At 67.1% G+C, this 15225-nt stretch carries 14 protein-coding genes; 7 read left to right on the plus strand and 7 right to left on the minus strand.

What is annotated here, in order from left to right:
- The first annotated feature begins 88 nt into the window (after window positions 1-88).
- From RHA1_RS04650 to RHA1_RS04665, 4 genes are all read left to right on the plus strand, one after another.
- Window positions 89-778: an MBL fold metallo-hydrolase gene (locus RHA1_RS04650; protein ID WP_050787245.1), complete on the plus strand. Its 690-nt coding sequence runs from the start codon at window positions 89-91 to the stop codon at window positions 776-778.
- 167 nt (window positions 779-945) lie between these two features.
- On the plus strand, window positions 946-1908 hold the full coding sequence (locus tag RHA1_RS04655) for a DoxX family membrane protein (protein WP_009473632.1): 963 nt from the start codon (window positions 946-948) through the stop codon (window positions 1906-1908).
- 159 nt (window positions 1909-2067) lie between these two features.
- Window positions 2068-4350: a HelD family protein gene (locus RHA1_RS04660; protein WP_011594156.1), complete on the plus strand. Its 2283-nt coding sequence runs from the start codon at window positions 2068-2070 to the stop codon at window positions 4348-4350.
- Window positions 4347-4733, plus strand: a complete 387-nt coding sequence (locus tag RHA1_RS04665) for a DUF732 domain-containing protein (RefSeq protein WP_009473634.1) — start codon at window positions 4347-4349, stop codon at window positions 4731-4733. The genes RHA1_RS04660 and RHA1_RS04665 overlap by 4 nt, the downstream gene beginning before the upstream one ends.
- 13 nt (window positions 4734-4746) lie before the next feature.
- On the opposite strand, the gene RHA1_RS04670 is transcribed toward RHA1_RS04665, so the two are convergent.
- From RHA1_RS04670 to uvrB, 3 genes are all read right to left on the minus strand, one after another.
- Window positions 4747-5199, minus strand: a complete 453-nt coding sequence (locus tag RHA1_RS04670) for a universal stress protein (protein WP_005247414.1) — start codon at window positions 5197-5199, stop codon at window positions 4747-4749.
- Between the two features lie 188 nt (window positions 5200-5387).
- Window positions 5388-6260: an SCO6745 family protein gene (locus tag RHA1_RS04675; protein ID WP_011594157.1), complete on the minus strand. Its 873-nt coding sequence runs from the start codon at window positions 6258-6260 to the stop codon at window positions 5388-5390.
- Window positions 6261-6290: 30 nt separating this feature from the next.
- The gene (gene uvrB / locus RHA1_RS04680) at window positions 6291-8453 is read right to left on the minus strand and encodes an excinuclease ABC subunit UvrB (RefSeq protein WP_029537398.1); all 2163 of its coding nucleotides are present in this window, start codon (window positions 8451-8453) and stop codon (window positions 6291-6293) included.
- A 76-nt stretch (window positions 8454-8529) separates the two neighbouring features.
- Between uvrB and RHA1_RS04685 the strand changes: the two genes are divergently transcribed.
- Window positions 8530-9048 (plus strand): ribonuclease FAU-1 family protein, encoded by a 519-nt coding sequence (locus RHA1_RS04685; protein ID WP_009473637.1) that lies wholly within the window; start codon window positions 8530-8532, stop codon window positions 9046-9048.
- A 1-nt stretch (window position 9049) separates the two neighbouring features.
- On the opposite strand, the gene coaE is transcribed toward RHA1_RS04685, so the two are convergent.
- Window positions 9050-10264, minus strand: a complete 1215-nt coding sequence (gene coaE / locus RHA1_RS04690; protein ID WP_016880091.1) for a dephospho-CoA kinase — start codon at window positions 10262-10264, stop codon at window positions 9050-9052.
- A gap of 170 nt (window positions 10265-10434) precedes the next feature.
- Here coaE and RHA1_RS04695 point away from each other — a divergent pair, with 170 nt between their 5' ends.
- Window positions 10435-10653, plus strand: coding sequence for a hypothetical protein (locus RHA1_RS04695; protein WP_016880090.1), 219 nt, complete (start codon window positions 10435-10437; stop codon window positions 10651-10653).
- A gap of 147 nt (window positions 10654-10800) precedes the next feature.
- Here the strand turns inward: RHA1_RS04695 and rpsA are convergent, their stop codons facing one another.
- Entirely contained in the window at window positions 10801-12285 is a 1485-nt protein-coding gene (gene rpsA / locus RHA1_RS04700) for a 30S ribosomal protein S1 (RefSeq protein ID WP_011594160.1), read from the minus strand.
- 249 nt (window positions 12286-12534) lie between these two features.
- Here rpsA and RHA1_RS04705 point away from each other — a divergent pair, with 249 nt between their 5' ends.
- The gene (locus RHA1_RS04705; protein WP_011594161.1) at window positions 12535-13428 is read left to right on the plus strand and encodes a class I SAM-dependent methyltransferase; all 894 of its coding nucleotides are present in this window, start codon (window positions 12535-12537) and stop codon (window positions 13426-13428) included.
- A 38-nt stretch (window positions 13429-13466) separates the two neighbouring features.
- Here RHA1_RS04705 and RHA1_RS04710 read toward each other — a convergent pair whose 3' ends face one another.
- Window positions 13467-14228 (minus strand): amino acid ABC transporter ATP-binding protein, encoded by a 762-nt coding sequence (locus RHA1_RS04710; RefSeq protein WP_009473642.1) that lies wholly within the window; start codon window positions 14226-14228, stop codon window positions 13467-13469.
- Window positions 14225-15208: an amino acid ABC transporter permease gene (locus RHA1_RS04715; RefSeq protein WP_005571114.1), complete on the minus strand. Its 984-nt coding sequence runs from the start codon at window positions 15206-15208 to the stop codon at window positions 14225-14227. The genes RHA1_RS04710 and RHA1_RS04715 overlap by 4 nt, the downstream gene beginning before the upstream one ends.
- Between the last annotated feature and the right edge of the window lie 17 nt (window positions 15209-15225).

The following is a 15225-nucleotide window of genomic DNA, read 5'->3' on the forward strand; positions in this document are numbered from 1 at the left end:
CATGGTAAGCCGGGGCACCGACAGGTTCTGTGGGACGGATGGCCGCCCTGCCACTCACCTGCCTGTATTCGACGGTAGCCTCCCCATCATGACCGAGCAGCCCATGGTGATAGAAGACTCGTACACCGGCCACGTCTCCCCCGGTTCGGCGCCGCAGCGCCGGACGGTTCCGGGAGCCACGATCACGAAGATGTCCGTCGGCCCCATGGACAACAACGTGTACCTGGTCGTCTGTTCCGCAACCGGAAAATCCGTCCTCATCGACGCCGCCAACGAGGCGGACCGCGTCAACCAACTGATCACCGAACACGCTCCGTCCCTCGAGCTGATCGTCACCACCCACCAGCACGGCGACCACTGGCTGGCACTCGAGGACGTCGCGACCGCTACCCGCGTGGAGACCGCCGCGCATCCACTCGACGCCGACGCTCTGCCCGTCCGGCCCGACCGTCTCCTCGAAGACGGTGACACGGTCACCGTCGGCGACGTCACCCTCGACGTGATCCATCTCGCAGGCCACACCCCCGGCTCCGTCGCCCTCGCGCTCACCGAGGCCGGCGGCACACGCGTCCACCTCTTCACCGGCGACTCCCTCTTTCCCGGCGGGGTGGGCAAGACCGCCGACGAAGGCAAGTTCGCATCACTGCTCACCGACGTCGAAACCAAGGTCTTCGACCGCTACGGCGACGACACGGTCGTCTATCCCGGCCACGGTGACGACACCACCCTCGGCGCCGAGCGCCCCCACCTCGGGAAGTGGCGCGAGCGCGGCTGGTGAACCGCACCCGATCGCCGATTGCGCGCCGAACGGTCCGCGATTGGCGATCGGCCTCCCTGGGTACTGGTGAATGGGCAGCCCGTCGGTGCGGCAACAGTCGTACGCCGACGACTGCCCAGAACTCTCGTTAGTGTGAGACGGGAGAACTAGAGATTGGGAGGCCAGGAATGCTTGTCCGTCGTATCGCTCGCCCACTGCTGTCCGCAGTCTTCATCAGCGGAGGGATCGATGCACTTCGAAATCCGGCGCAGAGAGCACAGGCCGCCGCACCACTGATCGACAAGTCCACCGAGGCGCTTCCCGGGTCCGTCACGCAGAAGATTCCGTCCGACCCGGAGACGTTGATCAAGATCAATGCCGCCGTGCAGATCGGCGGCGGAGTGCTCCTCGCCACCGGGAAGGCGCCGCGACTCGCATCGCTCGCGCTCGCCGGCAGCCTCGTGCCCACTACCCTTGCGGGGCACGACTTCTGGAACGAGACCGACCCGGCGAAGAAGGCAGCTCAGCGCACTCAGTTCCTCAAGAACGTCAGCCTGCTCGGCGGGCTGCTGATCGCCGCCGTCGACACCGAGGGCAAGCCGTCCCTCGGCTGGCGTGGACGCCGCGCCGCCCGGCACGCCCAGGAGGCCGTGGCCGCAGCTCTGCCGATCGGGTCAGGTCACGACCACCACGGCCCCGAGCTCGGGGAGGCATTGGCCGCGGCGTCGGAGCGTGCACGCATCCTCTCCGGTGAGGCCGCCGAGCGCGGATCCGGTCTCCTCGAGATCGCGAAAGATCGTGGCGCCGAATTCGCGAAGGTCGCGGCGGATCGCGGCCCCGAGTGGGCGGACGTCGCGAAGGAACACGGCACCGAGTGGGCCGAGGTCGCCAAGGAACACGGCACCGAGTGGGCCGAGGTCGCCAAGGAGCGCGGCGCGGAACTCGTCGAACTGGCGAAGGAGCGCGGCGCGGAACTCGTCGACGTCGCGAAGGAACGCGGCCCGGAGTTGGCCGAGGTCGCCCGTGAGAAGGGCGAGGAATGGGCCGGCACCGCCGCGGAACGCGGCGAGGTGCTGAGCAAGCGGGCCCGCAAGCAGGCGGAAGCCGCGCTCGAGAAGGCCCGAGCGAAGCGGGACGAACTGTCCCACTGACCCGAGGCGCGGCGCAGGCAGACGCCGGATAATCGATCTGATCGGCCCCGGAGATCGCCCCTGACCTGCAATGTCAGCGGGCCGTCTCCGGGGCCGACTAGACTGTCCAGGCACTTTTGCAGCCGGTCCGGTTGCAGCCGAACCAGTCAAGGAGACCTCTTGCCCGACGAGGACACGTCACGCGACGAGCGCGAGCTCGAGCAGCAGTACGTGACGATGCTCTACACCCGACTGGACGGCCTTCGCCAGTACGCGGCGAACCGGCTGAGCCGTGTACTGCTCGAAACCGGCGGGACCCCGCAGGCCCGCAGCGAGCGGGAGTCGTTCAACCAGCTCTACACCGAAGACCTCGCCAAGTACGACGCCGCCGAGAACGGACTGTGCTTCGGGCGCATCGATCTCGACGGCGAGCACCGCTACATCGGCCGACTCGGCATCCTCGACGAGGAGAACGACTACGAGACGATGCTCCTCGATTGGCGTGCACCCCTTGCCCGCCCGTTCTACCTTGCCACCCCCGCCGCCCCCGACGGCGTCTCCCGTCGGCGGCACATCCGGACGCGGAGCCGCCGCGTGACGGCCGTCAACGACGAGTATCTGGATCTGGCGGCGGCGGAGGCCGCGGGCACGATCACCGGTTCGGACGGCGTCGCGGGTGAGAGTGCGTTGCTCGCGGCGCTCAACGCGGCCCGCACGGGTCAGATGAACGACATCGTCGAGACGATCCAAGGCGAGCAGGACGCCATCATCCGGTCGGAGCACAAGAGTGTGCTGGTGGTCCAGGGAGGACCGGGAACCGGCAAGACCGCGGTCGCTCTGCACCGCGCCGCCTACCTGCTCTACACCTACCGGCAGCAGCTCGCGAAGGCCGGCGTCCTGATCATCGGCCCCAACGCCACGTTCCTCGACTACATCGGCCAGGTGCTGCCGTCGCTCGGCGAGACCGGTGTGCTGCTCTCGACCATCGGCGACCTCTACCCCGGCGTCCGCGCCACCGTCGAGGACACTCTCGACGCCGGCGAGATCAAGGGCTCGCTCGACATGCTGGACGTCCTCAAGAAGGCGGTCCGGGATCGGCAGGAAGTGCCGTCGCGTCCCGTCGAGCTGACGTTCGACACCTATCGGATCACCCTCGACCGCAAGGTCGTCACCCGCGCACGTGGCCGGGCGAGGTCGTCACGGCGCCCGCACAACCTGGCGCGGCCCATCTTCGTCTCGTCGGTGATCGAGGCACTCGCCCAGCAACTCGCGGACACACTGGGCGCCAACGTCGTCGACGGCGGAAACCTGCTGAGCCGGGACGACATCGCCGACATGCGGGACGAGATGCGTGAAGACCCGGAGATCATGACGGCGATCAGCGCGCTGTGGCCCGAACTGTCGCCGCAGCAGGTCCTCGCCGAGCTGTACGCCTCGCCGAAGCGTCTGACCGATGCCGCGCCGAATCTGACCGAAACGCAACGTGAGTCGCTGCGACGCCCCGTCATGCGCGGCTTCAGTGCCGCCGACGCGCCACTCCTCGACGAGTTGGCGGAACTGCTCGGCGTCGACGACGCCGCCGAACGGGAGCGCGCCCGCCGCCAGTGGCGAGCGCAGATCGCGGATGCCCAGGGCGCTCTGGACATCCTGACCGGTTCGGCGCCACAGGATCTCGAGGACGAGCTGGACCCGGAAATTCTGATGGCCTACGACCTGATCGACGCCAGCCAGCTCGCCGAACGCCACGACGTCGGACAGCACCAGACCACCGCGGAGCGCGCAGCGGGCGACCGAACCTGGACCTACGGCCACGTGATCGTCGACGAGGCGCAGGAGCTCTCGGAGATGGCCTGGCGAATGCTGATGCGGCGCATACCGAATCGCTGGATGACACTCGTCGGCGACACGGCGCAGACCGGCGACCCGGCGGGAACATCGTCGTGGCAGCGGATCCTCGAGCCATACGTGGCCACCCGGTGGAAGCTCACGGAACTGACCGTCAACTACCGCACTCCGGCGGAGATCATGACGTCGGCACGGCGGGTTCTCGCCGAGATCGACGCCGAACAGACCGTGCCGCGGTCGGTGCGCGAATCCGGTTTCGCGCCGTGGGCACTGCAGGTATCCGAACCTGAGCTGGCGGAGACCGTGCGCACGTGTGTGTCCCGGGAAACCGGACCGGGCACGACTGTGGTGATCGGGGGCCACGACCTCGTCGCCGCACTGGCCGATTTGAATTCGGACACCGTCAGCGTCCTGACGGTGCGGGACGTCAAGGGGCTGGAGTTCGACTCGGTGCTCATCGCCGAGCCACAGGACATTCTCGACGAGTCGCCGCGGGGGATGAACGACCTCTACGTCGCCCTGACCCGCGCGACACAACGACTGGGTGTGGTGCACACGAAAACGTTGCCCGCAGTGCTGTCCGAACTCGGTCCGGCTGAGGTCGGGATCCTGTCGTGACACCGGGCGGACGCGGTCGCCTGATCGGGTGTGGGCTCGTCCTCACCACGATCGTGCTGACCGCGTGCTCGGAGGCCACCGTCTCCGACCCGCCGTCGACGGCCTCTGTCGCCTCCACCACTGCCGCATCACACCTCGACGCCCGTGGCCTGCGCTACAAGGAGTCGCTGACCGGGGCCGGCATACCGGCGTTGCCCGACGACACGGTCATGGCTCTCGCCAACGGGATCTGTGGTCAGCTGTCCGAGGGGACGGACGAGGTCACGATCCTCGCGCATCTGACCCCGATGGCGCAGTTCGCCTCGGCGACGTCGGATATCGGCCTCACCACCGAACAGGTGGCGCAGGTCTATCTCGATGCCGCCGAGGCGAATTACTGCTGATCCGACTGGTGCGTCAGCGCACCGTGTGGACGATGAGGACGTCGGACGTCGACTTGCGTGCGGCATCCGACGGAACGGAACCGAGGAGACGCCCGGTAAGGGTGTTGAGTCCGCGGTTGCCGATCACCAGAAGACCGGCCTCGACCTCGTCGACCAGGTTCAGCAGCGACTCGACGGGCGCACCGACGACGGCGCGTTCCACGACCTCCTTGGCGCCGGCGGCGTGGGCGCGCTCCTTCGCGGTGCGGAGGATCTCGTACGTCGGGGCCGAACCGGTGATCTGGTAGGCCTCGTCACCGAGCGCGTCGGCGGCCTGCCCGACGTCCTTCGGATCGGCCGGGTAGTACGCGCAGGCGATGATCAGCTTGGCACCGGCGTCCCCCGCGATGGCAGCAGCCTTCTCGACGGCCAGAAACGACGACTCGGAGCCATCGGTTCCGACGACAACGGTCCGGTAGGCGCTCATTCATTCCTCCATGTCTGCGGTGGTCAATTGGCTGGGGTCCGGACATACGTCTTGACTGGACCCAGCAGCCACTGCGCTGACCCTAGCTGTATCGGTGCCCGCATAGGTGCATTTGCAACACATGCCACAGGGGATATCCCCAGTGCATGACGGATCACATTCCGGAGGCGCTTCGGCTGTGATCAGCGTCAGCGCGACGTGCCGACCTTGGGACCGAACACGCCGGCGGGGAACACCCCCGCCGCGACGATCGCGTCGCGCCACGGGGTTGCGAGTTCGACGAGCCGGGCCGCCCCGTCCTCCCCCAGCGCGGCCCACGGAGCCAGCGCGAGATCGTCGGTGAGATCCTCGACCAGTTCGCGCAATTCCTTGCCGTCGGCGGTGAGTTCGCCCCGCGCATCCAGGATCTCCCGGTCACGGAGACTCTCGCATGCCGAGTCCCACTGGTCCTGGGTCCAGGCGCGGCGCGTGATCGCGAACTTCTTCTGGAATCCGAACCCGGTCGCGGTGTGCGTGATCAGCGATTCGAGTCCGCTCAGTCCCGCCGTCTGCAGGGCGGCGACGTGACCGTCGCCGCGGTACTCCCGCAGCAATGTGAGGGCATGCCAGAAGGCGAGGTGCGGTGCGTCCGGCCACGCCACCTCCGCGTACCCCGCATACAGCGGCCTGCCCTGGACACCCGGGATCCCGCGGGCCGCGATCGACGCGAGTTCGGCGGCCTCGGCCATCTCCGGCGAATTCGTCACCGATTCGCCGAGAAGTCGCACATACGCCTCCCCGACCGCCCGGTACCGCGCGTCGACGACGGCCGCGGGCGTGGCCAGACCCCACGCACGCGGAATGACCGACTCGATCACGGCCGGACTGAAGTTGAAGAAGGTCGCAGTGACGACGCCCGCACCGACCGCGCCCATCGGCGCGGAGCGGCCCGCGAAGTAGCCCATCCGACCCGGCTCGAGGCCCGCCTCGATCAGGCGATCCTCGACCTCGGGAACGAAATAGCTGAGGGAATGAAGCAGCTCCAAGGACCGGGCGGTACGACCTGCGTTGTGTGCATCCATGCTTCAGACCGTACTGCCTCGGCGCGCCCGCTATTTCAGGCCCGCGGCGTCCATCCCGCGCAGTTCCTTCTTCAAGTCGGCGATCTCGTCGCGTAGTCGTCCGGCGAGCTCGAACTGCAGGTCACGGGCGGCGTTCATCATCTGATTGGTCAATTCCTTGACCAGATCTGCCAACTCCGCCCTCGGCATCGACTTCGTGTCGCGGCCCTCGTACACCCCGGCGCTGACCGAGCGCCCGGCCTCGCCCTGGGCGCGGCGCCCGCGGGTGGCGTTGCGGCCCGAACCGCCGACGTCGACTCCGCTGGCCGTGTCCTCGGCTTCCTCGTAGACCTGGTCGAGGATGTCAGCGATCTTCTTCCGCAGCGGCTGCGGATCGACGCCCATCTTCTCGTTGTAGGCGATCTGCTTCTCCCGACGCCGCTCGGTCTCCTCGATCGCGTGCTGCATCGAGTCGGTGATCTTGTCGGCGTACATGTGGACCTGGCCGGAGACGTTACGAGCCGCGCGGCCGATCGTCTGGATGAGACTGGTCGAGCTTCGGAGGAAGCCCTCCTTGTCGGCGTCGAGGATCGCCACCAGCGACACCTCGGGAAGGTCGAGGCCCTCACGCAGCAGGTTGATACCGACCAGCACGTCGTACTCCCCCAACCGGAGTTGCCGGAGCAACTCGACCCGTCGCAGGGTGTCGATGTCCGAGTGGAGATACCGGACCCGGATACCGAGCTCGAGGAGATAGTCGGTGAGATCTTCCGCCATCTTCTTCGTCAGCGTGGTGACGAGGACGCGCTCGTCCCGGTCGGCACGTTCGCGGATCTCGTGCACGAGGTCGTCGATCTGCCCCTTGGTCGGTTTGACGACCACCTGGGGGTCGACCAGACCGGTGGGGCGGATGACCTGCTCGACGAACTCGCCGCCTGCCTGCCCCAGCTCGTACTTGCCGGGTGTGGCCGACAGGTACACCGTCTGCCCGATGCGCTGGGTGAACTCCTCCCACGTCAGCGGACGGTTGTCGGTGGCGGACGGCAACCGGAACCCGAACTCGACGAGATTCCGTTTGCGGGACATGTCGCCCTCGTACATCGCGCCGATCTGCGGGACCGTCACGTGGGACTCGTCGATGACGAGGAGGAAGTCCTCCGGGAAGTAGTCGATCAGCGTGGCGGGCGCCGTACCCGGCCCGCGACCGTCGATGTGACGCGAGTAGTTCTCAATGCCGGAGCAGAACCCGACCTGCTTGATCATCTCGAGGTCGTACTGGGTGCGCATCCGCAGCCGCTGCGCCTCGAGCAGCTTGCCCTTGCCCTCGAGGTCGGCGAGCCGTTCCTCGAGTTCGGCCTCGATGTCCTTGACGGCACGTTCCATCCGCTCGGGACCCGCGACATAGTGCGTTGCCGGGAAGATGCGCACCGAGTCGACCTTCCGCACCACGTCCCCGGTGAGGGGGTGCAGGTAGTACAGCGCCTCGATCTCGTCGCCGAAGAACTCGATCCGGACCGCCAACTCCTCGTACGAGGGAATGATCTCGACGGTGTCGCCGCGCACCCGGAAGGATCCGCGGGTGAACGCCAGATCGTTGCGGGTGTACTGCACGTCCACCAGCAGTCGCAGCAGAGCGTCGCGCGGGACCTCCACCCCGACCTCGAGCTGCACCGAGCGGTCGAGGTACGACTGCGGGGTGCCGAGACCGTAGATGCACGACACGGACGCCACAACCACCACGTCGCGCCGCGACAGCAGGCTCGACGTCGCCGAGTGGCGCAGTCGCTCGACGTCGTCGTTGATCGACGAGTCCTTCTCGATGTAGGTGTCGGTCTGCGCGATGTACGCCTCGGGCTGGTAGTAGTCGTAGTACGAGACGAAGTACTCGACAGAGTTGTTGGGCAGCATGTCGCGCAGCTCGTTGGCCAACTGCGCGGCGAGCGTCTTGTTGGGCGCCATCACCAGGGTGGGCCGCTGCACCTTCTCGATCAGCCACGCCGTGGTGGCGGACTTACCGGTACCGGTGGCGCCGAGCAGGACCACGTCCTTCTCGCCGGCGTTGATGCGGCGTTCCAGATCGGCGATCGCGGCGGGCTGATCGCCGGCCGGCTTGTGGTCGCTGACGACCTCGAACCGCGCTTCCGACCGCTCGATCTCCCCAATGGGACGGAACTCGGAATGTGCCACCACGGGGTGCTCGGATGCAAACGCCATGCAACCAGGGTAGGCGCAGGTACCGACAAATTCCCCGACGATCTCCGTCAGCTGAAAACCCGGTAGGTTCCCCACCATGGCAGGCGCGAGTCACGACATCCACCCACCGAAGGTCGAATACTTCGACCTACGAGATCACACCAACACCGACCCCAAGGGGTTCGTCCGCCACGTCGATCATTACCGCGTCGAACCGTGGGGGCTGTACATGGCGCGCACCTCCGACCACCCGCAATTCCACTACCTGGAGTCGTGGCTGCTCCCCGACCTCGGCCTGCGGGCGTCGATCTTCCACTACCACCCCTACCACCAGCGCGATCAGGACCACTACGTCGACATCGGCACCTTCACCCGGGGTGACGACGTGTGGAAGTCCGAGGACCACTACCTGGACCTGGTCGTCCGCACCGGCCGCGACACCGAACTCCTCGACGTCGACGAGCTGATGGAGGCGCACACCACCGGCCTGCTCGACACCGCGACGGCCGAGCAGGCGATCCTCACCGCCACCACGGCGATCGACGGCATCGCCGCGCACGGCCACGACCTCGGCCGCTGGCTGGCCTCCATCGGGATGCCGATCGACTGGCGGTGACCTACCCGCTCCAGCCGGTCCGCTCGGCCCATTCCCACGCCCGGTGATAGGCGCGGTCGAACCACGGGGTCTTCGCGTCCACGTAGGCGGTGATCGCGTCCCGGTAGTCCGTGTGACCGGCCGCCTTCTCCGCCGCACCTTCCTTGACCGCGAGGTACTCGGTCCGGGCCTCGGTGTCGGCGCGGAGCCAGTCGCGGAAGACGAGCGCGAACTGCTGTCCGGGCCACCCGTCGACGCGAAGGTGGATGTTGACGGGCCGTCCCGGATCGGCACCCCCGTGGATTCGCTTGCCCCACAGCGCCGGGTCGGTCTCTCCGCCCTGGTACGAGGGCTTCGGGTCGTCGGCGGTGATGTGCTCGATGCGGGGGAACCCGGCGTCGGCGAGTGATTCGGCGAGATCGTCCGCGGTCTCGAGGTTCGCGACGGTCACCTGGACGTCGATGACGTCCTTGGCGGGCAATCCCTCGACGGCCGTCGACCCGATGTGGTCGACCCGGACGGCGCGGTCGCCGCACACCAGTTTCACGCGAGCGATCAGCCGGTCGGCCTGCGCCGGCCACTGCGAATTCGGCGGAGCGAGTTCGGGCAGGACCCGGACGACGGTCCGCGTGCGGATGTTGGACTCGAAGGGCACGAGACGCTCCGACCACAGTGCCCGGATCTCCGGCTCGAGCGCGCCCGGGGCACCGCTGTTGTCGAGCCAGACGTCCGCCGCCGCCCGCCGCTGATCGTCGTCGGCCTGGGCTGCGATCCGCGCCCGCGCATCGGCCTCGGGCATCCCCCGCGATCCGACGAGCCGCTGCACCCGCTCCTCGGCATCGACGAACACGACGACGACCAGGTGGAAGGCCGCGCCCATTCCGCCCTCGACCAGCAACGGAATGTCCTGGACGAGGATGGCGTCCTTGGGCGCCGATTCGATCGTCTCGGCGGTGCGCGCCCCCACGAGCGGGTGAACGATCGCATTCAGCGCGAGCCGCGATTCGTCATCGGCGAAGGCGCGGGCAGCCAGGGCGGGCCGGTCGAGTGCGCCGTCCTCCGTCAGGATCTCCTCGCCGAACCGGTCGACGAGCGCGGCGAGGCCGGGTGTTCCGGGTTCGACGACCTCCCTCGCAATCAGATCGGCGTCGACGATCACTCCCCCGAGTTCGGCGAGGACCTTCGACACGGTGGACTTACCGGCTCCTATGCCTCCAGTGAGGCCGATTCTCAACACGCCTCCCAGTGTTGCACCCCCCGCGCACCGAGTACGCACGTCCCTCGCCGATCTCCACCCCCTTCTCCCTCTGCAGACTCACCTGCCCCAAATACCACAGATGTCCGACACGGTCGGTTATGTTCTAGCGAACGCACCCGACCTGCACCTTCTCGAAGAAGAGGAACGCCATGCGCGATCACCGCAACCAGTTCGGTCGGCACCGCCTCGGCATTGCGGGCGGGGTGCATTGCATCGAGATCCCCGAGGTGGCCTCCGCGCTCGCCGACCACCGCCGGACCTGGCTCACGGCACTCATCAGCCAGGGCAGGCACAGCTTCGCAACGATGCGCAGGCGCGCCGACGTACAGCCGTCGTCCGGTTACTGGATTCCCGCCACCGCGAACTGAACACCGGCCTCACCCCCACACCACCGTGGCCCGACCTCCGGAGAGGTTGGGCCACAGTCATGTTCGGACGTCCTGCAACGACGAGACCCCGCCCCTGCAATGCAGGCGCGGGGTCTTCGGCTTTGCCTGACGAGTCAGGCGGACTTGCTAGGCGTTGCCCGACAACTTCTCGCGCAGAGCGGCGAGCTGTGCGTCGCTGGCCAGCGATCCGCCGGCAGACTCGGACGACGAGGTGCTGGCGGCCGAAGCGACGTCGGCGTCGCCGGCACCCGACTCGGAGGAGTAGCCGGCAGCAGCGGTGGCAGCCTCGGCGGCCTCGTCTGCAGCGGTCTTCTCCATCTGAGCGGTGTGCATCTTGTGACGACGCTCAGCCTCGGCGTAGCGGTTCTCCCACTCTTCACGCTGCTTGTCGAAGCCCTCGAGCCATTCGTTGGTCTCGGGATCGAAGCCCTCGGGGAAGATGTAGTTGCCCTGCTCGTCGTAGCTGTCCGCCATGCCGTACTTGGACGGATCGAACTCGGCGTTGTAGTCCTCGTTGGCCTGCTTCAGCGACAGCGAGATGCGACGACGCTCGAGGTCGATGTCGATGACCTTGACGAGCGCATCGTCGTTGACGCCGACAACCTGGTCCGGGACCTCCACGTGGCGCTCGGCCAGCTCGGAGATGTGGACGAGGCCTTCGATTCCCTCTTCGACGCGCACGAAGGCACCGAACGGAACCAGCTTCGTGACCTTGCCGGGCACGATCTGGCCGATGGCGTGCGTGCGGGCGAACTGACGCCACGGGTCTTCCTGCGTCGCCTTGAGCGACAGGGAGACGCGCTCGCGGTCCAGGTCGACGTCGAGAACCTCGACGGTGACCTCGGTGCCGACCTCGACAACCTCGGACGGGTGGTCGATGTGCTTCCAGGACAGCTCGGACACGTGCACCAGGCCGTCGACGCCGCCCAGGTCCACGAAGGCACCGAAGTTGACGATGGAGGACACGATGCCCTTGCGGACCTGGCCCTTCTGCAGCTGGTGCAGGAACTCGCTGCGAACCTCGGACTGCGTCTGCTCGAGCCATGCACGGCGCGAGAGGACGACGTTGTTGCGGTTCTTGTCGAGCTCGATGATCTTGGCCTCGATCTCCTTGCCGACATACGGCTGCAGATCGCGGACACGGCGCATCTCGACGAGCGAAGCGGGAAGGAAGCCGCGCAGGCCGATGTCGAGGATCAGGCCGCCCTTGACGACCTCGATGACGGTGCCCTTGACGGCCTCGTCCTTCTCCTTGAGCTCCTCGATGGTGCCCCAGGCACGCTCGTACTGAGCGCGCTTCTTCGACAGGATCAGTCGGCCTTCCTTGTCCTCCTTGGTGAGGACGAGAGCTTCGACCTCATCGCCCACGGAGACGACCTCGTTGGGGTCGACGTCGTGCTTGATGGAGAGCTCACGGGAAGGGATGACGCCTTCGGTCTTGTAACCGATGTCGAGCAGGACCTCGTCGCGATCGACCTTGACGATGGTGCCTTCGACGATGTCGCCATCGTTGAAGTACTTGATCGTTGCGTCGATGGCGGCGAGGAAGTCCTCGGCGGAGCCGATGTCGTTTACGGCTACCTGCGGCGAGGTCACGGTGGTGGAGGGCATGTGTTGAGTTGCTCCGGACGGGTTGTGGTCGGTTGATGGTGTTCTGTCGGACAAGCAACCTGAACCGACGGAGCATTCCGCCGCATCAGATCACCGCAAGCGCAGTGAACGACACCCGACTGGAACCGAACAAACTCGAACTGAACCGAATCCGATGCCGCACACATAGACACTCGCGTGCAATAGGCTACGCGCCCGTGGGCAAGCTGGGCAAACCCGGGCACGTTCCCACGCTCTACTCTGTTGCCCATGCCCGATCCTCGCCCGTCCGATTCTCCTCTCTCTCCGGAAGACGACCGTCACGGCACCGCCAACAGCGTGCTCGGAACGTCCGGAGTGAGCCGCGTCCGCGTCGATTCCGAGTCCAGCGAACGCGCGAGTCGTGCCTGGTGGGACGCCGATGCGGACGACTACCACCGCACCCACGGCGAGTTCCTCGGCGTGGACTCGTCCGAGGGTGAGTTCGTCTGGTGCCCGGAGGGACTCCACGAAGGCGACTACCACCTTCTCGGTGACGTGGCGGGCAAGGACGTCCTCGAGGTGGGCTGCGGTTCCGCGCCATGCGCGCGGTGGCTCGCCGGCCGGGGCGCCCGGGCAGTCGGGCTCGATCTGTCGATGTCGATGCTGACCCGCGGGGTCGAGGCCATGCGGGCGGGCGGCGCGACCGTGCCGCTCGTTCATGCGGGAGCCGAGCACCTCCCCTTCGCCGACGCGAGCTTCGACATCGCATGTTCGGCTTTTGGGGCGGTTCCGTTCGTGGCGGACTCCCAGCAGGTGATGAGTGAGGTGGCCCGGGTTCTCCGCCCGGGTGGTTTGTGGGTGTTCGCCGTCAACCATCCGATCCGCTGGATCTTCCCGGACGACCCGGGCCCACGAGGGCTCACCGCGTCGCTCCCCTACTTCGACCGCACCCCCTACGTGGAGGTCGACGGCGACGGCATCCCCACCTACGTCGAGCACCACCGGACCATCGGCGACCGGGTGCGCGAGATCGTGGCGGCGGGACTGGAGGTACGCGACATCATCGAGCCGGAGTGGCCCGAATGGCTCGACCGGGAATGGGGGCAGTGGAGCCCGCTGCGGGGACAGATCTTCCCCGGCACCGCCATCTTCAGCTGCCGCAAACCCGTGAGTACTTCTTAACCGCCCGCGGTTAAGAAGTACTCACGGGCCGGAGGCCACTACAGCAGCTTCGACAAGAACAACTTGGTGCGGTCGTGTTGCGGATTGGCGAGCAGCTCGCGGGGGTTCCCCGATTCGACGACGACGCCGGCGTCCATGAACACGAGCTGGTCGGCCACCTCGCGTGCGAAGCCCATCTCGTGCGTGACGACGACCATCGTCATGCCGCCGGCCGCGAGATCCTTCATGACGGTCAGCACCTCCCCGACCAGCTCCGGGTCGAGGGCGGACGTCGGCTCGTCGAACAGCATCAGTTTGGGGTCCATCGCCAGCGCGCGGGCGATCGCGACGCGCTGCTGCTGACCACCCGACAGTTGCGCCGGGTACGCGTCCGCCTTCTCGCTCAGGCCCACCTGCTCGAGGAGATCGCGTCCTCGCTCGAGCGCCTTCTTCTTGCTCAGCTTCTTCACCTGGATGGGCGCCTCGATGATGTTCTCGAGAGCAGTCCGGTGCGGGAAGAGGTTGAAGTGCTGGAAGACCATCCCGATGTCGCGGCGCTGCTTCGCGGCCGCCCTGGGATGGAGTTCGTAGAGCTTGCCGCCCCGCTCGGAGTACCCGACGATCTCGCCGTCGACGTACAGCCGCCCGGCGTTGACCTGCTCGAGGTGGTTGATGCACCGCAGGAAGGTCGACTTCCCCGAGCCCGACGGCCCGACCAGGCACAGGACCTGGCCGGGGTCGATCTCCAGCGATACACCCTTGAGTACCTTCAGCGCCCCGAAGTTCTTGCAGACCCGGTCCGCCTTGACCATCGGCGTCATCGTCGTTCCCCTCCGGGTGTGTCGGGCAAGGTCTCGGGCCCGGGTTCGATCACCAGCGGCTTGCCCTGCGCGTCGGCGAGCGCCTGCAGTTGCCGCGGGGTGAGCTTTCGGGACGCACCCTTCGAGTAGTACCGCTCCAGGTAGAACTGGCCGATCATGAGCAGGCTGGTGATCGCGAGGTACCAGGTGGCGGCAACCATCAGCAGCGGGATGGGCTGGAAGTTCGCACCCGAGATGTCTCTGGCACGTCCGTACAACTCCAGGCTGTACGGCACCGCGGTGACCAGCGATGTCGTCTTCAGCATGCTGATCAGCTCGTTGCCCGTGGGCGGGATGATCACCCGCATGGCCTGTGGCAGGACCGTGCGGCGCATGGTCTGCGACCACGTCATGCCGAGCGCCACCGACGCCTCGGTCTGCCCCTCGGCCACCGAGTTCACGCCGGCCCGGACGATCTCGGCCATGTACGCGGCCTCGTTGAGTCCCAGACCGATCACCGCGAACAGGAACGCCGCGTTGATCCCCTGCAGGTCGATGTGCACGAACTGGTGGACGAACGGGATGCCCAGATCCAGCTGCTTGTAGATGGACGGGAACAGTCCCCAGAACACCAACTGCACGTAGACCGGGGTCCCGCGGAAGATCCACAGGTAACCCCACGACGCCGCCTTCAGCACCGGGTTCGGTGACAGCCGCATGACGGCGAGGACGACACCCAGGATGATGGCGATCGCCATCGACAGGATCGTCAGCTGGATGGTGTTCCACGCCGCGGCCGAGATCCGTGCATCGAACAGATAGCGGGCGTAGACGTCCCAGCGGTACGCCTCGTTGGTGCGCGCACCGTTGACGAACAGCGCCAGCAGCAGACCGACGACGATCGCGGCGATCCAGCGGCCGGGCCGCCGCAGCGGGATCGCCTTGATCGGTTCCGGTTCCTGTCCCGTCTCGGTGCCGGACCGGTCCGGAGCCTTCTCCACGTCAGACACTCGTCAAC

Origin of the sequence: Rhodococcus jostii RHA1, assembly GCF_000014565.1 — a bacterium.
GTDB lineage: Bacteria > Actinomycetota > Actinomycetes > Mycobacteriales > Mycobacteriaceae > Rhodococcus_F > Rhodococcus_F jostii_A.